Source organism: Bacillus cereus group sp. BfR-BA-01347 (assembly GCF_022663835.1).
Classification (GTDB): Bacteria; Bacillota; Bacilli; order Bacillales; family Bacillaceae_G; genus Bacillus_A; species Bacillus_A thuringiensis_K.
In genome coordinates, this window is record NZ_JAKUGG010000002.1 from 1 (window position 1) to 21,107 (window position 21,107).

Here is a 21,107-nt window from a genome sequence, read left to right on the forward strand (position 1 = left end):
TAATGAACTCTTGTCTTCAAACGAAAAACACCTCCAATGAATTTGCATACTTAGTATGCGAATTCAGGAGGTGTTTTTTTCATGTACCACTATTCGGGTTCACTTCAAAATCCTCGGTGTTTTTTTACTTAAACCATCCTTTTTTATAAAACCAGGCCATCATTCCCCCGCCAATTAGTGCCATGATAAGTAGACAAATAAAATAACTATATTGTCCACCAAGCTCTGGCATATGCGTAAAGTTCATTCCATATACTCCCGCAATAAATGTTAATGGCATGAAAATAGTCGAGAATACAGTTAATGTTTTCATAATGTTATTCATATGATGTGAGTTTAATGAAAAATAACTATCCCGAATATCTGCTGTTAACTCTCGGCTTGCCTCAATCATTTCTGTTAGTTTAAGCAAATGATCATGTATATCTTTAAAGTAAATTTCATGATCGCTTATACCGTAAAAACGAGTCGAATTTAAAATACGATATAATAAATCACGCATCGGAATGATTGTACGCCTTAGCTTTGATAAATCTGCACGTATATCAAATACCTCTTCTAATACACTTCCTGCTGTCTCCCCCGTTAAATTATCATCAATTGCATTTAAATGATCCTCAATGTAATATACAGGCGCAAAATAGTCATCTACAATTTGGTCGATAATTGTATGAGCTACGTGTAAAGGACTATTTTTAATACGCTTCTTTTCTCCAAGTGTTTTCCATACTCTTTCGATTGCATTGTTATGAGAAAAGTGGAAAGAAACAATATAACGATCACTAATAAATAAATCGATTTCGTGCGGTTCTAGTCCATCTTCCCCAAATGCATGAAGAACTAAAAAGTTATATCCATCATAAAAATCAACTTTTGGCCTCTGTACATATTCTATACAGTCTTCAATTGCAAGGGGATGGAACTTAAAATGGTCTTGCAGAATATATGTATACTCTTCTTTCGTTGGCTTATATAAATCTAGCCAATACCATACAATATGGTCTTTCTTTGTTTCTTCTAGAGAAACATCATATAATACTTCATCTGTTTTTGTTACTGCACAAATTCTAATCATAATTTCACCCATTATTATTATAAACAAAAAATAGTAAAAAAAGCCAAGGAGAAATCTCCTCAGCTTTTTTTATTACTTCGTTACGATACCGTGTACTAAAGTTGGTGCATCTACGTGTTCTTTAGAGATCTTCATGTTCTCATAAATTTTCGCTTTTACATCTTCAACATTTTCGCGGTTTGCGTAAATTGTAACAAGAGATTCACCTTGCTTCACGCTATCGCCTACTTTTTTGCGCAGCATTAGACCAACTGCTAAATCAATTTCAGACTCTTTCGTTGCACGTCCTGCTCCTAAAAGCATTGCTGCTGTTCCGATTTCGTCTGCAACGATTTCTGATACATATCCGTCTTCTTTCGCTTCCACTTCAATTTTAAATTGTGCTTGTGGCAATTTAGAAGGGTCATCAACAACAGATGCGTCGCCGCCTTGCGCTGATAAGAACGTTTTAAATGATTCTAGTGCTTTTCCGTTGTTCATTACTTCAATTAGCTTTTCACGTGCATCTTCTAAAGATGAAGCTTGTCCAGCAAGGTACACCATTTGACTTCCAAGTGTTAAACATAGCTCTTCTAAATCTTTCGGCCCTTTACCTTGTAATGTATCAATTGCTTCTTGAACTTCTAATGCGTTACCGATAGCTTCACCGAGTGGTTGACTCATATCAGAAATAACTGCCATCGTATTACGACCAACGTTATTACCGATGCGTACCATTGCTTCTGCTAAACGTTTTGCATCTTCATCCGTTTTCATAAATGCACCTGCCCCAGTTTTTACATCAAGAACAATTGCATCTGCACCAGCAGCAATTTTTTTACTCATAATCGAACTTGCAATAAGCGGAATTGAGTTTACTGTTGCTGTTACATCACGAAGTGCATATAGCTTTTTATCAGCAGGTGTTAAGTTACCACTTTGGCCGATAACAGCGATTTTATTTTCATTTACAAGACGCATGAATTCATCGTTTTCAATTTCCACATGGAATCCTGGAACTGCTTCTAATTTATCAATTGTACCACCAGTATGTCCTAAGCCGCGTCCAGACATTTTCGCTACTGGTACATCTAAAGCAGCTACTAATGGACCTAATACAAGTGTCGTTGTATCACCAACACCACCTGTTGAATGCTTATCTACTTTTACACCTTCAATAGCTGATAAGTCGATTGTATCACCGCTATTTACCATTGCCATCGTTAAATCCGCACGCTCTTGATCGTTCATATCTTGGAAGAAAATTGCCATTGCAAGTGAACTTACTTGATAATCAGGAATATTACCATTCGTATATCCTTCAACAATAAAGTTAATTTCTTCTGTCGTTAATGCATGTCCGTCACGTTTTTTTGCAATTAGGTCCACCATTCTCATTGTGAAGTCACCCCTTCATTTGTTTTACGATTGCTTTTACTAATGCTAAGAAGTTAGCTTTAACACGTTCTGTCGTTTCAATTACTTCATCGTGGTGAAGTGGTTGATCTAAAATACCAGCTGCCATATTTGAAATACAAGAAATACCTAATACTTTCATACCAGCATGACGCGCTACAATTACTTCAGGTACTGTTGACATACCAACTGCATCTCCGCCAAGTGTACGAAGCATACGAATTTCAGCAGGTGTTTCATATACAGGACCTGTCATTCCTACGTATACACCTTCTTGTACTTTAATATTTAAGTCTGCTGCAACTTGTTTCGCCATTTCGCGAAGTTCTACTGTATATGATGTAGACATATCAGGGAAACGTACGCCCATTTCAGAATCATTTGGTCCGATTAATGGATTCGTACCCATGAAGTTAATGTGATCTGAAATTAACATAAGATCGCCTGGCTCAAATGATGTATTTACACCACCAGCTGCGTTTGTTACAACTACTGTTTCTACACCTAGTTCTTTCATAACACGAACTGGGAATGTTACTTTTTGCATGTCGTATCCTTCATAGAAGTGGAAACGTCCTTGCATTGCTACTACTGTTACACCTTGAAGTGTACCAAATACTAGTTGACCTGCATGGCCTTCTACAGTTGATACTGGGAATTCAGGGATTTCACTGTAAGGTACTGTTACTGCGTTCTCAATTTCGTCTGCTAATACACCTAGTCCTGACCCAAGGATTAGTCCTACTTGTGGTGTCTCTTGAAATTTCTCTTTTAAGTATGAAGCTGATTTTGTAATAAGTTCACGATTCATTTGTTTATCCCCCTATTTCTTTAGCTCGTTTAAGAAGCTTGTTCCGTATTCTGGCATTTTCACACCGAAGTTTTCTGCTACTGTTGCACCAATATCAGCAAATGTTTGACGAAGTGGTAACTCTTGTCCGCCTTCTTTCATGCTTGGGCTATATGCTAATAATGGTACATATTCACGTGTATGGTCAGTACCAGGGTGAATTGGATCATTACCGTGGTCTGCTGTAATTAATAATAGATCATCTTCTTTTAGTTTTGCGAATACTTCTGGAAGACGTGCATCATATTCTTGCAGAGCTTCTCCGTATCCTTGTGGATCACGGCGGTGGCCGAATAATGCATCAAAGTCAACTAAGTTTAAGAAGCTAAGACCTGTAAAGTCCATATTTAATGTATCTACAAGCTTATCCATTCCATCCATGTTAGACTTCGTACGAAGTGATTCAGTTACCCCTTCACCATCATAGATATCAGAGATTTTACCGATAGCAATTACATCGTAGTCACTATCTTTTAATTCATTCATTACTGTACGGCCGAATGGTTTTAATGCATAGTCATGACGGTTTGGTGTACGTGTAAAGTTTCCAGGTTCACCAACGAATGGACGAGCAATAACACGACCTACCATGTATTTCTCATCTAATGTTAATTCACGTGCAATTTTACAGATTTTATATAACTCATCAAGTGGCACTACTTCTTCGTGTGCTGCAATTTGCAATACGCTATCAGCAGAAGTATAAACGATTAAAGAGCCTGTTTCCATTTGCTCTTGACCAAGTTCATCAAGAATCTCAGTTCCAGAAGCTGGCTTATTACCGATAATTTTACGGCCTGTTTTTTCTTCTAATTCATCAAGTAATTCTTTCGGGAATCCTTCCGGGAACACTTGGAATGGTGTATCAATGTAAAGGCCCATGATTTCCCAGTGACCTGTCATTGTATCTTTACCAGTAGATTTCTCTTGCATTTTTGTGTAATATCCAAGTGGTTTCTCTACTTTAGAGATACCTTTCATTTCTCGAATGTTACCAAGACCTAATTTCACCATGTTAGGCATTTGTAACCCATTCATATGTTCAGCAATGTGACCAATTGTGTCAGATCCTAGATCACCAAATTGCTCAGCATCTGGTGCTTCACCGATTCCCACAGAGTCCATTACGACTAGGAATATACGTTTATATTTATTCATAACTGCGACCTCCTATAAGTTCAGTTCTACTTCTTGTAGTATGTTCAAAACGCTATAAAGTGAAACTGTTATCCAAAAGAATTCTCATTGTCAAACAGTACTTCTTTAAATCATTTTCTAACCTATTTCGTTTACTTGAAACGATTCAAAAACATTTCTAGTTTTTTCTAAGTCAGATGTCAGACATCTGATACTGATATCATAACATGTTTACGCTTTCTTTTTAATACATTTTCGTAGAATTTCTCATTTTCTTCACACTTCTATTGTAATCCATTCTGCAACGAAGTGCTAATTTTTTTATGATTTATTTCTTCATATTAAAAATAAAAAGTAGCTCTAAAGAGCTACTTTTTATTTTACTTCTACCGTTTCTTCTTTATGTTCATGCAATTCGCCTTTTCTTACATGTACTTTCACTTTGTAAGCACCGTTCTCTTTGAAAGTATGTTTCGTTTCATACTCTCCTTTATTCCCTTCTTTCGCTGGAATAAATTCGTGTTTTTCAACACCATCTTTCCAAATCTCTAGTTGTACTTCAGCACCAGTTAATGCTTCTTCTTTTTGCTTCAAATGAACTTTCATTGTAGATTCAGCATTTGCCTTTATGTCTCCAGCCATAAGATGGATCATTGTGTCACTTTTATGATCTCCATGTCCTGCACTGTGATCACTATTTTCTTTTTTCGCATCTTCTACTTTCGCATTTCCTACAGCAACTTTTACTTCTGGCATAACGTGCATTTCACGTGCATTTGTGTGAGCGATAATATGGTATACTCCATCCGTTTCGAATGTTTTCTCGACTGCATAAACACCTTTCCCTTTATGCTTACCATCTAACATCTCGTGTTTTTCGTCGCCATCTTTCCAAATTTCAAACTTTACATCATCAGCATCCGTTACTTTTTCTTTTCCTTGTGTAACAAGTGCTTGTACTTCTGTTTTTTCACCTGGTTTAATTTCTTTCGGATTTGTTTGGACTGCTACTTTTACAGCTTCAAGTTTCTGTTCTTTTTTCGGCTCTTCTTTGTTTGTATTACAGCCAGCCAATGCTAGCATCGCGATAAATAAAGTCATAATCAGTTTTTTCATCATCATTTCCTCCTTTATACTTTATTTAGTATAGAGGAAATACATTGTAATATTCCAGTCTTCTGCTGAAAACAATATACGAAATGTTTGTGAAGTTTCTGTGAAACAGTCTTCCCCTCTTAATCTATAAAAAAAGAGCATAGTAACTATGCTCTCGGATGAAACTGTTTATATACATCTTTTAATCTAGTTTTTGAAACGTGCGTATAGATTTGAGTCGTTGAAATATCTGCATGTCCAAGCATTTCTTGTACAGCACGTAAATCTGCTCCATTTTCTAATAAGTGCGTAGCAAACGAGTGACGCAACGTATGAGGTGTAAGCTCTTTTTCAATATTTGCTTCTTTCGCTAATCGTTTTAATATTTTCCAAAATCCTTGTCTTGATAATCGATTACCATGATGGTTTAAAAAGAGTGCATCTACTACTTTTTTCCCCATTAATTCTCTTCTTCCTTTTTCAATATACTTTTGAATCGCTTCCGTTGCTAAACTTCCTAGTGGAATAATTCTTTCTTTATTCCCTTTCCCTATGCAACGAACAAATCCCATCGTTAAATGTACATCTTCTAAATTGAGTGCAATCAATTCTGAAACACGAAGTCCTGTCGCATACAGTAACTCTAGCATCGCCTTATCACGAATCCCAAAAGCACTTGTCATTTTTGGTGTTTGAAGTAACGCCTCTACTTCATCAACTGATAATACTTTTGGTAATTTCCGTTCCCCTTGTGGCGTTTCAATATGTACGGATGGGTCGTGTTCTACCGCTCGTTCACGCAGTAAAAATTGGTGGAACGAACGAATTGATGCGATATGACGCGCCAATGTTTTCGAAGATTTTCCGTTCTCTTTTAAATACTGCAAAAAGTTAACAATGTGTAAACGGGTCACTTCATGAAAAGTTTTCGTCTGTTCCACATTTTGCAAATACTTTACGTAGCTTTTTAAATCCCGTTCATAAGATACTACTGTATTCTTTGCTAATCCTTTTTCGACAACCATATAATGAATAAAATCTTTTAATTGATCTTCCACTCTACACTACTCCCCATTTTCATAGAAAAACATCATTCTATTTACGAAAGCATCCTTTGCCGGTTCTTCATTCCCTGATACTTTTTCTACAGTCTCTTCTTTAGGTTTTTCATAACGATGATAGCTTTCATATTCTTCATTTATCCATAGTATAGCGAAATAAAACAAAATCGTACAACTTGTAAATAATAAAAATACTTTTATTCCATCAAAAGTTAATTTTAAAGCTCGGCGCATTGTAAATTCCTCCAAAATATAAGTTATTACAACATATGCCAAGCTTTCACCTATTTATACCTTATTCAAATAAAAAACCTCTTCCTAGATAAATAGGAAAAGGTTATTTTTCATCCGTTTCATTTTCTTGACAATTTTTACAAATCCCATGGAATGTTAAACGATGATCTTTCACCTTAAAGCTCCAGTCTCGTTCTACTTTCCTTTCCACTTCACCAAGTAAATCTTCTTGTATTTCTTGTACAGCACCACATTGTGTACAAATCAAATGATGGTGGAAACGCTGCGCACCTTCTTGGCGTAAGTCATAGCGTGAAACACCGTCTCCGAAGTTAATCTTATCGACAACTTTTAACTCAGATAATAGTTCTAAAGTTCGATAGACGGTTGCTAATCCGATCTCTGGCGACTTTTCTTTTACAAGGAGGTAAACATCTTCTGCGCTTAAATGATCTTCTTCATTTTCTAGCAGCACACGAACTGTTGCTTCACGTTGCGGTGTTAATTTGTAGCTCGCTGCATGTAATTGCTTCTTAATTCGTTCAATTCTTTCTTCCATTCGGTACTACTCCCTCCTCGCCACTCTTACACCATTATATCAGAAGAAGGGCTTCTGTCAAAAGAAAAAACAATAAAAACAAATTGATAATTATTCTCAAAAAGTATTTATTTTTTATTAATAGCCTCAACGACTTCTTTCATTAAAACTGGTGATGCGTAAGCCTCCACACTAGAAGCAAGTGCTAACACCACTCCAATTACGAGAAAGAAGCATGTATAACGGATTAATAATGGTAATAGTGGTTCGGTTATTTTTCTAATAAATTGATGCCTAATCATCCGTAAAGAAAAACTTGCAGCAATGGTTGTCATAACGAGAAAGACTGGAATGATAATTAAATTTTGTGGCAAAACAGATACAAATGCTAATAATAGTCCATTCCATCCATGCTGACTTACTAAAAAACCAACTGTAAATCCGACGACAACTCCTTTTACAAATAATAAAATAAAAATAAGTGGTAATCCAATAATTGAAATTCCTAAAATCCAAATAAATCCGATGTATTTTAATTGCGAAAAGTAACTTTCTCGAAACATTTCGCCCGCAATGACAAATTCTCCTTTAGAGACTTGTCCAAAAAAACGTTGTAAATAAAATGATAAATCTTGTTTTTGATTGATTTGTAAACTATTCACAAGAATGGCTCCGAATATTACTCCCATCAATAATAAAACAGCGTTAAATATATATAATGAAGAGTTTTCCTGTATGTGAGACATTACACGGTCTTGCCAATTTTTTCGCCACATTTTTCTTCCCTCCGTTCACGCTCTTATTAAAAATGTATGAAAGAAAGAAAAAAGTATGACGAATTAGCATTGAAATTCCGCTCTACTTTGCTAAACTAAAAAGTAGAGAATAGGAGGGATTTCTCTTGAAACCATTATTATTAGATTTTCCAACATTATTTCAAACTGAACGCTTGCAAGTTCGTAAACCATTTCCAGGTGATGGTGCCGAAGTATATGAAGCAATCCAAGCTTCTCTAGAAGACTTAGTACCGTGGATACCAATTAACGCTGAAACAGAAGAGAGTGCTGAAGAAATTGTTCGCGAAGCTCACGGACAGTTTTTACTTCGTGAAACACTTGATTTTCACTTATATGATAAAGTATCTGGTACATTCATCGGAGCAATTACACTAAAGCCTGAAAACTGGGATATTCCAAAGTTTTCACTTCACTTCTGGCTACATAGTGCCTATACAAAACAAGGCTATATGACCGAAGCTGTTAAAGGTGCGATTCAGTTCGCCTTTGATAAACTAGGCGCTAGAAGAATTGAAATTCGTACTGATGCAACAAATATAAATGCATGTAGCTTAGCAGAACGTCTAGAATTCATTCTAGAAGGTACAATGGAAAATGATCTCCTAGCACCAGATGGTAGCTTACGTGATGCACGTGTATATGCAAAAATCAATTAAAAAACACTCGCCTTTGGCGAGTGTTTATCTTTGTAGTTGTAAATATTGTACTGCAAACATCGTCTTCGCATCATGAATACGAAGATCTTTCATAAGAGTAATCGCTTCTTCTAACGATACTTCCATTAATTCCACAAACTCATCTTCATCTAACTCAGCTTTATTTTCTTTTTTTGTCAAACCTGTCGCTTTATATACATATAAAATTTCATCTGCGAATCCTGGAGATGTATAGAAAGAAGTAATGAGCTCCATATTTTCACATACATATCCTGTTTCCTCTTCTAATTCACGAACTGCTGTCACCTCAGGTTTTTCACCGGGTTCTAACTTGCCGGCTGGAATTTCTATAATCGCCTTTTCAAGCGCTTTACGATACTGCTCAACAAGTACCATTTTCCCCTCATCAGTAATAGCAATAATAGCAACTGCACCAGGGTGATTTACAATTTCACGTTTACTCATTGCTCCATTTGGTAATACTACATCATCAACACGAACTTTTATAACTCTACCATCAAAAATTGGCTCAGTTTTTACTGTTCTCTCTGCAAGATTACTCATACTACTTCATCTCCCTGTTCTATTTCCTATTCTTTCCTCATACATTTTACCACATTGAAAGGAGCGTGATAGAAATGAAAGTTTATATTTTACCAAATCGCGTCACTTTAGTCGGAAAAGCATGGCAAATTCGCCATAAGCTAAAACAATATGGCAAAGAGTATACAACTGTACAAGAGTGGATTACAGCAAATAAAAAGTAAACGTTTGTCAACCTCTTTTCCCTTTCGTACAATAAAGGTAAGGAGGTTGACCTATGAAAAAACGTCAATTAGGAAACTCAGATTTATTTGTGACAGAAATGGGACTTGGCTGTATGTCTCTCGGTACATCTGAAACAGAAGCCCTGCGTATTATCGATGGAGCAATCGATTTAGGAATCAATTTTTTTGATACAGCAGATTTATATGATTACGGATTAAACGAAGAATTTGTTGGAAAAGCATTAAAAGGAAAACGAAACCAAATTGTTCTTACAACAAAGGTTGGAAATCGATGGACAGAAGAAAAAAACGGCTGGTCCTGGGATCCTTCTAAGAATTACATAAAGGCTGAAGTGAAAGAAAGTTTACGTAGACTTCAAACTGATTATATTGATCTTTATCAACTTCACGGCGGAACGATTGAAGATCCTATAGATGAAACAATTGAAGCCTTTGAAGAATTAAAAAAAGAAGGTATCGTTCGCCATTACGGTATTTCTTCTATACGTCCAAATGTCATCCGTGAATATGCACAACGTTCAAATATCGTTAGTGTACTAATGGAATATAGCCTTTTAAATCGTCGTCCAGAAGAATGGTTCCCCCTTCTGAATGAACACCAAATTAGCGTCATTGCCCGCGGGCCACTTGCAAAAGGAATTTTAACTGACAACAATGCAAGAAAAATAGAAAGAGTAAAGGAAAAGGATTATCTCTCTTATTCTTACGATGAATTACATACAACTCTAGCGAGTGTAAAAGAAACGATTGGAGAGCGCTCTTTAACAGGAACAGCTATTCAATATTGCTTACATAATAAGACTGTTGCAGCTGTTATACCTGGTGCAAGCTCTATTCAACAATTACAAGAAAATGTACAGGCTAGTAAACAAACACAGTTAACAACAGAAGAATATATACAGCTTCAGCAAATCGCTAAATGTGATACCTACGCTTTACATCGTTAAAAAGACGCTACCAGTATGGTAGCGTCTTTTTATAACGTATCATATTTATCAGGATTCGTTCCTACATGTAAATTACGATTTAACGTATTAATTTGAGTCATCTCTTCTTCCGTTAGTGAAAAGTCAAAGATAGAAAAATTCTCCTGAATGCGAGATGGTGTAACAGATTTAGGAATGGTCACAATCCCGCTTTGAATATCCCACCTTAATATAACTTGCGCAGGTGTTTTTTCATATTTAGTAGCAATGGCCTGAATAATCGGGTGCTGAAATACTTCTCCGCCTCTCATTAATGGACTCCATGCTTCCATTTGAATTTGCTCACCTTGACAGAAATTACGCAACTCAAATTGCGTCAACATCGGATGAAGTTCCACTTGGTTTACCATCGGCTTTATTTTGCAATTAGGTAATAGCAGTTCTAAATGTTGTTTATGGAAATTCGAAACACCAATCGCGCGCACTTTACCTTCTTCATACAATTTCTCCAAAGCTCGGTACGTATCAACATACTTCCCTCTTACCGGCCAATGTATTAAATATAAATCTACATAGTCCATTTGTAATTTTTTCAAACTCTTTTCAAACGCCTCAAGTGTTTCCTCGTATCCTTGATCGTCGTTCCAAACTTTTGTTGTAATAAAGATGTCTTCTCTCGGAATTCCTGATTCACGAACCGCTTCTCCGACACCGCTTTCATTTTCATATACAGTTGCTGTATCAATCGAACGGTATCCAACTTCTAACGCTGTTTTTACTGCTTGTTTTACTTCGTCGCCTTCTTTCGCTTTATAAACGCCTAAACCAATCATCGGCATTTTTACGCCATTATGAAGTGTAGTTGTTGGAATGTGCACAGTCGTCTCCCTTTCATTATTACATTTTTTATAAGCCACCACTTTATTTGAACAAGATTCAACCAAAAAGTCAAAACATATGTACAGTTTACATAATAAATTTATACATATTCAAAAATAATGCGAACTCATTCATTCACGTTATTTTCTATCCATTTCTTCGCTTTTTCATCAACATTACGTACAAACTCAGTTTTCCCTTCTGAATATAACGCACCATCATATGTATACTTTTCAGCTAATTCTTTCTTTAAAGTTGCATATGCCTCAGATTCTTCACAATGAGCCATCATATAATCACGAAATGCTAAATGCCTTACTATCTCTGGATTTCCTTTTTCAAACACGTGTAAATGATACGAGCGTTTTTCTTCAGTTCCATGAATAAAATACCGGCGTCTTGGAATACCATTTTCCCCTTTTACGATGTAACCAAGCTCTATAAATCGTTCATTCCACCTATCTACTCTATCGATACTCTCTACTTCCATAATCATATCTATAATTGGTTTAGCTGCCAGTCCTGGCACTGACGTACTTCCAATATGATGAATTTTCACTGTTTCTGGCATCGCAGATTTTAATCTTTCAGCCTCTATTTGAAACTTTTCACCCCAATGATTTTCATGCGGAACAACTACAATTTTTCTCATTCTAACTCCCCTTTTCTTACAAGCTCGTCAAAAAAATGATCAGCGTTATTTCACTGATCATTTTCGTTATTATTTAAAGTCTTTCCAAGTAAGGTTACTTTCACTTAACAGTTCTTCAAATGATTTATTCTTTTCACGTTCTTTTTGTTCTTGACGCTTTCTTTCCAGTTCTGCTGCCTCTTTTTTCTCTTCTCTCACTTGCAATTCTTTCTTCTTACTCTTTAATTGCTGCATAAGTGAATCGTTTAATTGATCACCTAATGTAAGAGATTCTTTCTTTGGTTGATTCACTTGCGATTGTCTTTGCATTTGTCTTTGTTTCTTTTTCTTCATGCTGCTCACCTTTTACTTTTTTCTCCATTATAGTAGATACACCATGAAATCGACAACAAAAAAGGGACGTTACTCTATTATTCACTTTTTGTAAATATGTTAATTTTTCGAAAAAACTAAATTTTTATATAGATATAATCCTATGAATCTATTAAAATTATGTCGTATGATGTCAGATTATAAAAAAAGGAGAATTATATTATGTGGAAAAAAATCATTCCTGCTGTTGCCGTTTTAAGCACCATTACTTTTTCAACCGTATTCGCCGCTCCCCCATCTCAGAATCCAGCTGAACAAAACCGCTACATAGACGTACAAATGCTTGGTATTAATGATCTCCATGGACAACTAGATACTGTTAAAAAAATCAATAATAAAGAAGCTGGTGGCGCTGATTACTTAGCTACTTATTTAAAAGAACATAAAAAACAAAACCCTAATACACTTCTCGTACATGCTGGTGATATCGTCGGAGCTAGTCCACCAGTTTCAGCATTATTACAAGATGAACCGACGATTGAATTTTTAAATGACTTAAAATTTGATGTCGGTACAATCGGGAACCATGAATTTGATGAAGGCATTGATGAAATGAAACGCCTCATTTACGGTGGATATCATGAAAAAACAGGGAATTTCAAAGGTGCTAACTTCCCCTATGTAGCTGCTAACTTCTATAACAAATCAACTGGCCGCTTATTTTTACCACCATTTACTATAAAAATGGTAGATGGTGTTCCTGTAGGATTCATTGGGGTTGTTACAACTGATACACCAAATGTCGTTATGCCTACGATGCTTAAAAATGTACAAATTACTGATGAAGTAGAAGCAATTAATAAATCAACACAACAATTAAAACGCCTCGGCGTTAAATCTATCGTCGTTCTTGCTCATGTCGGTGGAACAACCGATGAGTCTGGGATAACAAATGGCGATCTTACTCGAATTGCAAATGAAACAGACTCAGAAGTTGATGTTATTTTCGGTGGACATAGTCATACGTATGTAAATGGTACAGTAAATAATAAACTAATTGTCCAAGCAAATTCATACGGAACGGCTTTCTCAGACGTGGATGTAACAATTGATCGTAAAACAAAGGATATTGTAAAGAAAAAAGCTGAAGTTGTTACAACGTATCATGAAGGTGTAGAACCTGATAAACAAGTAAAGAAAAAACTAGATCAATATAAAGAAAAAATCGCACCACTTGTAAATGAAGTAGTCGGAAAATCTACAGCACCTATCGACCGTAAACAAAATGATGCTGGTGAATCCACTCTTGGAAATTTAGTTGCCGATGCTCAGCGTCAAACGATGCAAACCCAAATCGCCCTCATGAATCCTGGTGGCATTCGTAATGACTTAGATGCTGGTGATATTACGTGGGGTGAGTTATACGGCATTCAACCTTTTGGAAATCAATTGATTAAAGTAGATTTAACAGGTCAAGACATTGGCGATATTTTAAATCAGCAATGGCAAAAAGGAACAACAAGAATGCTTCAAATTTCAGGTATTCAATATACGTGGGATGCAAATAAACCAAACGGTGAAAAAGTTACAAATATACGTTTAACAAACGGAGAAGAATTATCTCCATCTACAACGTATAGCGTAGTTGCAAATGCCTTCTTAGCTTCTGGCGGTGACGGATTTGTATCATTTAAAAATGGTAAAAATGCAGAAACTGGTCCAAACGACTTTGAAGCGTTAGTCGATTACGTAAAACAATTAAAAGAACCCATTCAGCCAGTTATTGATGGAAGAATTCAAAAAGTAAATTAAGTGTTTCTCTAATAATAAATTTCATTTTTCACACCATAAAGGATTTGTACTGATCCTCTATTTTATACGTAATATACATCATAAAAAGGATACTCGTTCTTCCAATGAACATAGTATCCTTTTCTTTAGTTATCAAAATGTGATGCTTTGTCAACTTCATATTGCTGTAAAAATTGTTGCAACGCTTCTTCTACAAGTTTAGATTTTTGAATTCCTTTCGATTCTGATATAAGGTCCAATCTTGCTAATATTTCTGTATTAATAGAAAAGGTTCGTCTCTTTTTCTCTGTACTTTTACTCACAATTGGTGCAATTACTTCTTCTCTTTTTCTTAATAACTCATAAATGCTTTGTAATTGCTCATAAATTAATAATTGATAATCTGTTTTCTCATATTGAAGGGCGGTCGCTTCTTGGAGTTGTAAGTGACGTGGTTCTTCTCCATCTCCTACAAAAATACGTTTCTTCTGCTCTCCATCATATTCATATCCAATCAATCTTAATTTCTTCGATAATGTATACGGGCTTATTTCAAGACGCTTTGCTATAATAGCGATGGATTCCCGTCTATTTAAACCATCTATAATTTCTCCAATCGTCACAATTTCCCTCCTCCCGTGTTGAAATGACACTAGTATGGTATGTTACAATGATTTTCTAACAGTATATGCAAAATGAATAGCCTGTGCGATTCATACGATTTCACAAAAGGAGGTTTTCAATATGCTTTTTCGTAGCTACACCCCTCAGTTCTATAACGAAAACAAACAACTCATTCCTAATAGTATCGCTACGATAGAAAGCGTTATGATTAATAATCGAAAACAAACTCTCCTTATGCGTGGGCAAAACGTAGAGCAGCCTATTTTATTATGCTGTCACGGCGGACCTGGGATGGCACAAATCGGATTTATTCGCCATTTTCAAAAAGAATTAGAGAAGCAATTTATTGTTATTAATTGGGATCAGCGCGGGGCTGGTAAATCCTTTTCAATGAAAGATTTCGGAGCAAATTTCACAATCGAACAATTCGTTTCCGATGCAAAAGAAGTGATTCAATATGTACTTAAAAGGTTCAACAAACAAAAACTATTTCTCGCTGGTCATTCTTGGGGAAGTATTATTGGGCTTAACATAGCACATCAATATCCAAAGTATATCCAGGCTTACATCGGTATTGGGCAAATTGTACATATGAAACAAAATGAAGAATTGCTATATCAACATTTAATTCATTCTGCCAAAAAACATGATCATAAAAAAGCATTAGCTTCCCTTTTAAAATTAGGCAAACCACCATTTTTAGATACGAGACGTCTCATTATTCAAAGAAAGTGGCTTGGCACATTTGGAGGCGCAATCCAAAACGGATCTTCCTTCTCTTTCATACGAAAAGGTTTCTTTTCTCCTGAGTATACGCTATTAGATTGGTTCAAGTTTCTCGCAGGAAATTTAAAATCTGGCGTTTTATGGGAAGAAATGCTGACAATCGATTTCTTTTCTTCTATCTCAAGTTTATCTATTCCAGTTTATTTTTGTTCTGGTCGCTATGATTATCAAACTCCTTATGCACTCGTTCAGGAATATTGCGATATTATTGAAGCGCCTATAAAAAAGATGATCTGGTTCCCAAATTCAGCACATTCTCCTGATTTAGAAGAACCAGAATTATTCGCCAATTCTTTGCAATCAATTAAACAAGAGCTAGCTTTTCAGCATTAGTAACAAAAGGCTCTTTTACATTTCATAGAAAACATTTTATAATAATATGTCGCAAGTATGTATAAACATAGCAAAATGTTTCATATTTACTTGTCTTAACAGAATAAAAATTTAGGGAGATTACATTTATTATGAACGCTGTACTCGTCGCAGTAGCAATTATGCTATTGCTTAGTTTGTTACGTGTCCAGGTCATTGTCGCCATCATTGTTGGAGCTTTAACAGGCGGAATTATCGGCGGACTCGGTATCTCAGAAACAATTAACACTTTTACAACTGGTCTTGGAAACAGTGCTCCAATCGCTTTAAGTTATGCAATGCTTGGTGGTTTCGCTATTTCCCTTTCCAAAACAGGACTTCCAGATGCTATGATTCAAACTGCATTAAAATGGATTGGCAGTGAACAAGACACGAAAAAACAAATTTATTCTAAAATACTTATTTTATTCATTATTTTAACGATGGCTTGTTTCTCACAAAATGTGATTCCTGTTCACATTGCTTTCATCCCCATCTTAATTCCAGCACTTTTAAAAGTATTAAATGAGCTGAAAGTGGATCGCAGACTTGTCACATGTATTATTACATTTGGATTGATTACTCCTTATATGTGGATCCCTGCAGGGTTCGGAAAAATTTATCATGACGTATTACAAACCAACGCTGCGCAAAGCGGCCTTACATTCGATGTCACACTTATTCCAAAAGCAATGACTATTCCAGCAATCGGTATGATTATTGGATTATGTGTAGCGGTATTCATTACGTACCGAAAACCTCGTACGTATGAAACAGAACAAATTCATACTACCGAAAATGAAATCGTTCCCTATACAAAACGTAGCATTACTTTCGGGTTATTATCTATCATTGCTACATTAACTGTTCAATTAACTACAGAATCAATGATTTTCGGTGCTTTAGCAGGTATTATCGTCTTATCAGTTAGTGGCAGTCTACCACTTAAAGAAGCAGATGCGATATTAACAAGCGGAATGCGTATGATGTCCTTTATTGGCTTTGTTATGATCGCTGCCGCTGGATTCGGCGCTGTTCTTCGAAAAACAGGACATGTTGAATCTCTGGTGCAAACGAGTGCACATATAATCGGAAATAACAAACCACTCGCTGCATTTCTTATGCTCGTTATTGGACTTCTCGTCACGATGGGAATTGGTTCATCCTTTTCAACCATCCCTATCTTAACAACCATTTTTGTACCTCTTTGCATTCAGCTTGGATTTAGTCCAATGGCCACAATTGCAATTATCGGTACAGCCGGAGCGCTAGGTGACGCAGGATCTCCAGCATCGGATAGTACCCTTGGACCAACATCCGGTTTAAATGCTGATGGTCAGCACCATCATATATGGGATACATGTGTACCCACTTTTCTACATTACAATATACCGTTACTTATATTTGGCTTTATTGCCGCAATTACATTATAAAAAGGTGCGTATAAAACGCACCTTTTACTTTTTTATTTTTCCTTTTAATTGTTGAAAAGCTACTTTTCCGTTATCTTTGACACTGCTTTCAATTGTCGATAGTGATGAACCTATCCATTCACACTCTATGCTCCCATTCGGTCCAACAATTTTTAATTTATTTGGTATATGTATATTTAGAAATCTCGCTGACCGAATTAACTCAATAGCAATCTGATCACTTGAGGCTACAATTCCATCTATATACGGATTGTTTTGCAATAATGTAATAAATTGTTTATTTGTATACCCTTGTACACATTCTTCTCGATAAGAGATTCCTTCATCCCAAACAGCGTCTAAAAACCCTGCTATATGATTTTCCATTTCTTCACTTTCTTCTCCCTCACCGAAATATGCAAGAAAGTGACACCCTTTCTCTTTTAATAAAGAAACAGCTCTCTGTCCACTTTCATAATAATTTCCATGTGATTGTTGCTCATCAATCACAACAAACGGAAATGGAATTTCTCCTATACTTTTAAAAACTGCTCTTGTCAAAATAACACCTGCAATATTATTTTGCTTCAGCATATGTATGTATCTATCTTTATTCTCTATATTACAAATAATGATTTGATAGCCTTCTTTATATGCTATTTCCTCAATACAATGTAGCAAAGTGATGTTTGATGGGTTACTTAAATTATCTACAAGTAATGCAATTATCGTTGAATTCTCTTTAAATAGTGGCTTCGCTGCACTGTTTGGCCTATAACGTAATTCTTCAATTGCTTCCTTTACTTGTTTTACTGTGTCCTCATGAACGTATCCTTTTTCATTAATAACTCGTGAAACGGTTGCGACTGAAACACCTGCCAATTTTGCAACATCACGTATAGTTGCCACATCGTCACCCCTTAATATGGTAATAGATTACAATTTTACGGTAACCTAAATTACACTCACCGTCAAGATTAATGACTTATATTTCTGAAAATTGTTACATCATTTCACTAAACGATACTCCAACTGAATTTCATGTAAAATTGGGATATTATCATATCCAATACGTGGAATTTCTTTCTTTATTTTTCGTGCCTCCTCTACCGCATTCACATATAAATTAGTCATTACAAAATTACGTTTTTGGTAAAATCGTAACGCATTCATATTATCATTTGTTGTAATAAGCCAGACCTGGCTGCACCGTTCTTCTTCTGCAACTTGTAATACACAATCCACAAGTTTCGTCCCTATTCCTTTTCTTTCTTCAAAGCTATCCAGCGATACAATTTCGCACATATTTCCGCTCACTTCATACGTTACAATTCCGATTATTCTGTCATCTAAGAGCGCAACAAAACCTGGCAACTCTTCTAACTGATGTCCCTTACCACGTGAAATCATCAATGAACTTCCCCAGTTCTCACACATGAACATTCGGATTGTTTCTTTCATCGCTGACGTAATTTTTTGTATATGCAGCATTTCCTATTTCTCCCCTTTTATATCATTGTGATACAATATAAGTGTATCACATGTAACGGTATTTGGAGGATGAGGTAAAGTATGAAACGTTTTTTTGCAGCATTGTTTACTATACTAGGTGCAATAACTGCCCTTGGGATTTTCTTTACAAATAAAGTGATGTACTTAAAGAAAAAAACAGAGGAAGAAGTACTCGAAAGAGAAACGAAAAAACATTTTCGTATAGAGGATTTTGATGCTCTTCATAAAGAAGAAATTCATATCCCTTCTCAATTCGGATACGACCTTCACGGATATTACATTCCTGCTGGTCACTCCAATAAGTTTATGGTTTTTTGCCACGGTGTAACTGTAAATAAAATAAACTCTGTAAAATATGCAAACTTATTCTTAAAAAGGGGATATAACGTCCTCATTTACGATCATCGTCGTCATGGTAAAACTGGCGGAAAAACAACAAGCTATGGATACTATGAAAAACATGATTTAAAATCCGTAGTTGACTGGCTAAAAAACCGTTTTGGCACCAATATTACACTTGGTATTCATGGTGAATCTATGGGAGCTGCAACACTTCTTCAATACGCAGGACTTTTAGAAGATGGTGCTGATTTCTATATTGCAGATTGTCCTTTCTCTGATTTTCACGGACAATTACAGCACCGTTTAAAGGTTGAATTCCATTTACCAAAATGGCCTTTATTACCTTTAGCAAACGCATTTTTGAAAGTTCGTGACGGTTATACAATTCGTGAAGTTTCACCAATCGACTGTATAAAAAATATTAACAATCCCGTTCTCTTTATTCATAGTAAAGATGACGACTATATTTTAGCTGATATGACAAAAGCGTTATATGAAGCGAAAGAAAATAATAAACAACTTTATATTGCAGAACACGGTGCACACGCTTGCTCTTATAACGAAAATAAAGAAGAATACGAAGCAGCCGTCGATCAATTTTTAAACACCTATGTGAAAGAAACAAAAAACAGGCTTGCATAAGCCTGTTTTTTATTGCGCTAAAACGTCTGTAACTTGTTCCATATTTTCAGAAATCCATTGCATTGCATCATCTAACGTTGGGAATTCTGTCGTTTGAAATGTTACTTCATCTTGAAGTAACCAAACATCCTTTGCCTCTTGCCCTACACCTGCAATGGACCAATGTAACAAACTATATGGATGATTATCATTCAAAAATGATGCCCACGTGCGCTCATTTGCAATATTTCGTAATGTATGTAATTGTTTATCCATCTCTCGTCACCTTACTCTAGTCAGTTATGAAAACTATTATAACACTCTCTTCTTTCTCAAACAAAGTGCTCTTTTTTCCCCGCTATTTGCGGGCAGTAAAACTCTCACCTCAAAATTCGGCTGAAACAAAGAAGTTAGGTGGGAGATTAACTGCCCCTAAAAGCCCGATTGGTTCAACTAATAATTAGTGGGGGATGCCTTCCCCACTAATTAAAGTTTCACTTTATATTGCCAAGCACTTCCCTTGATTATATGATGAAATTAAGCGTTTGGGAAGGAGGGATAACGTTGGCAAAAGTACAAATTAAAGTAAATGATAATGGCTCTTTTCGCGTTACAGGGGACGTGGAATTAGTCGACTCACAAGGGAATGTATTCCCAGCAAAACCGGCATTTTCTTTATGCCGTTGTGGTTTATCAAAAAATATGCCTTATTGCGACGCTTCGCATAAAGGTAAATTCGAGTCTGTTGTTAGAGCACCAGAGGCAGAATAATTTTACATGTGACATGCACATTTTTTTGTGCATGTTTTTTCTTTTTAGCAACTCCGTTATATCCCTTCTCCTTACAACATTTCTAATACTTTTATTTCCATTCCAGCCTGCATATATTTTCACACAATTCTTCACATTCGAATATTTTTTACTAGCCTTTTATTTTTTTTGTGCTATAATTTGAGCAAACAGCATCCTTCGGGGTCGGGTGAAATTCCCAACCGGCGGTGATGAAGTGAAAACTTCTAAGTCCGTGACCCGTTTTCAACTCGAAAACGGTGGATCTAGTGAAACTCTAGGGCCGACAGTATAGTCTGGATGGGAGAAGGATATGTTTCTAGTTTTTTATATAGTGAATACACTTTTATTTCAGTATGCATATTTTTAAAGATTCATTTTGATTCTTTATATATGTTTAATTTTCTATACTTATTTTTTATACTGAAATAAAAAGAGACAACTAGCGTTTAAAAATTCGATATTTTGCTAGGTTTTTTCCTTA

25 protein-coding genes and 1 riboswitch are annotated in these 21,107 nt (G+C 35.8%); of the genes, 8 read left to right on the forward strand and 17 right to left on the reverse strand.

Features of this window, described 5'->3' with window-relative positions:
* Positions 1–124: 124 nt before the first annotated feature.
* The 9 genes from corA to spoIIM form a co-directional block, all read right to left on the reverse strand.
* A complete protein-coding gene (gene corA, locus MR143_RS03210) occupies positions 125–1,087 on the reverse strand; it encodes a magnesium/cobalt transporter CorA (RefSeq protein ID WP_002000765.1) in 963 nt (320 codons plus the stop codon).
* 60 nt (positions 1,088–1,147) lie between these two features.
* Positions 1,148–2,452, reverse strand: coding sequence for a pyrimidine-nucleoside phosphorylase (locus tag MR143_RS03215; RefSeq protein WP_001243086.1), 1,305 nt, complete (start codon positions 2,450–2,452; stop codon positions 1,148–1,150).
* 7 nt (positions 2,453–2,459) lie between these two features.
* Positions 2,460–3,281: a purine-nucleoside phosphorylase gene (locus tag MR143_RS03220; RefSeq protein WP_001078446.1), complete on the reverse strand. Its 822-nt coding sequence runs from the start codon at positions 3,279–3,281 to the stop codon at positions 2,460–2,462.
* A gap of 12 nt (positions 3,282–3,293) precedes the next feature.
* Positions 3,294–4,478, reverse strand: a complete 1,185-nt coding sequence (gene deoB, locus MR143_RS03225; RefSeq protein ID WP_001046079.1) for a phosphopentomutase — start codon at positions 4,476–4,478, stop codon at positions 3,294–3,296.
* 354 nt (positions 4,479–4,832) lie between these two features.
* Positions 4,833–5,573: a FixH family protein gene (locus tag MR143_RS03230; RefSeq protein ID WP_000733670.1), complete on the reverse strand. Its 741-nt coding sequence runs from the start codon at positions 5,571–5,573 to the stop codon at positions 4,833–4,835.
* 146 nt (positions 5,574–5,719) lie between these two features.
* Positions 5,720–6,610 (reverse strand): site-specific tyrosine recombinase XerD, encoded by an 891-nt coding sequence (gene xerD / locus MR143_RS03235; protein WP_000390088.1) that lies wholly within the window; start codon positions 6,608–6,610, stop codon positions 5,720–5,722.
* A gap of 6 nt (positions 6,611–6,616) precedes the next feature.
* Positions 6,617–6,847 carry a YqzK family protein gene (locus MR143_RS03240; protein ID WP_001250432.1) on the reverse strand — a complete coding sequence of 77 codons (231 nt, stop codon included), beginning with the start codon at positions 6,845–6,847 and terminating at the stop codon, positions 6,617–6,619.
* 103 nt (positions 6,848–6,950) lie between these two features.
* Positions 6,951–7,406: a ferric iron uptake transcriptional regulator gene (gene fur / locus MR143_RS03245; protein WP_000392657.1), complete on the reverse strand. Its 456-nt coding sequence runs from the start codon at positions 7,404–7,406 to the stop codon at positions 6,951–6,953.
* Between the two features lie 107 nt (positions 7,407–7,513).
* Complete coding sequence (gene spoIIM, locus MR143_RS03250; RefSeq protein WP_242280614.1) at positions 7,514–8,131, reverse strand: stage II sporulation protein M; 618 nt, start codon at positions 8,129–8,131, stop codon at positions 7,514–7,516.
* Positions 8,132–8,286: 155 nt separating this feature from the next.
* On the opposite strand from spoIIM, the gene MR143_RS03255 reads away from it, so the two are divergent.
* Complete coding sequence (locus tag MR143_RS03255; RefSeq protein WP_000803481.1) at positions 8,287–8,838, forward strand: GNAT family N-acetyltransferase; 552 nt, start codon at positions 8,287–8,289, stop codon at positions 8,836–8,838.
* Between the two features lie 24 nt (positions 8,839–8,862).
* On the opposite strand, the gene MR143_RS03260 is transcribed toward MR143_RS03255, so the two are convergent.
* Positions 8,863–9,402: an NUDIX hydrolase gene (locus tag MR143_RS03260; RefSeq protein WP_000067044.1), complete on the reverse strand. Its 540-nt coding sequence runs from the start codon at positions 9,400–9,402 to the stop codon at positions 8,863–8,865.
* Between the two features lie 74 nt (positions 9,403–9,476).
* Here MR143_RS03260 and mciZ point away from each other — a divergent pair, with 74 nt between their 5' ends.
* Together mciZ and lolS are read left to right on the forward strand one after the other, a co-directional pair.
* The gene (gene mciZ, locus MR143_RS03265) at positions 9,477–9,605 is read left to right on the forward strand and encodes a Z-ring formation inhibitor MciZ (RefSeq protein WP_000870295.1); all 129 of its coding nucleotides are present in this window, start codon (positions 9,477–9,479) and stop codon (positions 9,603–9,605) included.
* Between the two features lie 53 nt (positions 9,606–9,658).
* Positions 9,659–10,573, forward strand: a complete 915-nt coding sequence (gene lolS, locus MR143_RS03270) for an aldo/keto reductase (RefSeq protein WP_000747201.1) — start codon at positions 9,659–9,661, stop codon at positions 10,571–10,573.
* 29 nt (positions 10,574–10,602) lie between these two features.
* On the opposite strand, the gene MR143_RS03275 is transcribed toward lolS, so the two are convergent.
* From MR143_RS03275 to MR143_RS03285, 3 genes are all read right to left on the reverse strand, one after another.
* Positions 10,603–11,430 carry an aldo/keto reductase gene (locus MR143_RS03275; protein WP_000548006.1) on the reverse strand — a complete coding sequence of 276 codons (828 nt, stop codon included), beginning with the start codon at positions 11,428–11,430 and terminating at the stop codon, positions 10,603–10,605.
* A 128-nt stretch (positions 11,431–11,558) separates the two neighbouring features.
* Positions 11,559–12,083 carry a GrpB family protein gene (locus MR143_RS03280; protein WP_242280615.1) on the reverse strand — a complete coding sequence of 175 codons (525 nt, stop codon included), beginning with the start codon at positions 12,081–12,083 and terminating at the stop codon, positions 11,559–11,561.
* Between the two features lie 69 nt (positions 12,084–12,152).
* Positions 12,153–12,416: a YqkE family protein gene (locus tag MR143_RS03285; protein WP_000727559.1), complete on the reverse strand. Its 264-nt coding sequence runs from the start codon at positions 12,414–12,416 to the stop codon at positions 12,153–12,155.
* A 201-nt stretch (positions 12,417–12,617) separates the two neighbouring features.
* Between MR143_RS03285 and MR143_RS03290 the strand changes: the two genes are divergently transcribed.
* On the forward strand, positions 12,618–14,207 hold the full coding sequence (locus MR143_RS03290; protein ID WP_074593471.1) for a bifunctional metallophosphatase/5'-nucleotidase: 1,590 nt from the start codon (positions 12,618–12,620) through the stop codon (positions 14,205–14,207).
* A gap of 125 nt (positions 14,208–14,332) precedes the next feature.
* Here the strand turns inward: MR143_RS03290 and MR143_RS03295 are convergent, their stop codons facing one another.
* A complete protein-coding gene (locus MR143_RS03295; protein WP_000151930.1) occupies positions 14,333–14,809 on the reverse strand; it encodes a ribbon-helix-helix domain-containing protein in 477 nt (158 codons plus the stop codon).
* Positions 14,810–14,930: 121 nt separating this feature from the next.
* Between MR143_RS03295 and MR143_RS03300 the strand changes: the two genes are divergently transcribed.
* Complete coding sequence (locus MR143_RS03300; protein WP_000898976.1) at positions 14,931–15,929, forward strand: alpha/beta fold hydrolase; 999 nt, start codon at positions 14,931–14,933, stop codon at positions 15,927–15,929.
* A gap of 131 nt (positions 15,930–16,060) precedes the next feature.
* A complete protein-coding gene (locus MR143_RS03305; protein ID WP_000994814.1) occupies positions 16,061–17,380 on the forward strand; it encodes a Na+/H+ antiporter family protein in 1,320 nt (439 codons plus the stop codon).
* 24 nt (positions 17,381–17,404) lie between these two features.
* Here MR143_RS03305 and MR143_RS03310 read toward each other — a convergent pair whose 3' ends face one another.
* Complete coding sequence (locus MR143_RS03310) at positions 17,405–18,268, reverse strand: LacI family DNA-binding transcriptional regulator (protein WP_000201352.1); 864 nt, start codon at positions 18,266–18,268, stop codon at positions 17,405–17,407.
* A 99-nt stretch (positions 18,269–18,367) separates the two neighbouring features.
* Complete coding sequence (locus MR143_RS03315) at positions 18,368–18,850, reverse strand: GNAT family N-acetyltransferase (RefSeq protein ID WP_000902443.1); 483 nt, start codon at positions 18,848–18,850, stop codon at positions 18,368–18,370.
* A gap of 81 nt (positions 18,851–18,931) precedes the next feature.
* On the opposite strand from MR143_RS03315, the gene MR143_RS03320 reads away from it, so the two are divergent.
* The gene (locus tag MR143_RS03320; protein WP_000819229.1) at positions 18,932–19,855 is read left to right on the forward strand and encodes an alpha/beta hydrolase; all 924 of its coding nucleotides are present in this window, start codon (positions 18,932–18,934) and stop codon (positions 19,853–19,855) included.
* Positions 19,856–19,864: 9 nt separating this feature from the next.
* On the opposite strand, the gene MR143_RS03325 is transcribed toward MR143_RS03320, so the two are convergent.
* Positions 19,865–20,110, reverse strand: coding sequence for a DUF2552 family protein (locus tag MR143_RS03325; protein ID WP_000360793.1), 246 nt, complete (start codon positions 20,108–20,110; stop codon positions 19,865–19,867).
* 288 nt (positions 20,111–20,398) lie between these two features.
* On the opposite strand from MR143_RS03325, the gene MR143_RS03330 reads away from it, so the two are divergent.
* On the forward strand, positions 20,399–20,605 hold the full coding sequence (locus MR143_RS03330) for a CDGSH iron-sulfur domain-containing protein (protein ID WP_001151582.1): 207 nt from the start codon (positions 20,399–20,401) through the stop codon (positions 20,603–20,605).
* Positions 20,606–20,795: 190 nt separating this feature from the next.
* Positions 20,796–20,939, forward strand: a riboswitch (FMN riboswitch).
* Positions 20,940–21,107 lie beyond the last annotated feature (168 nt).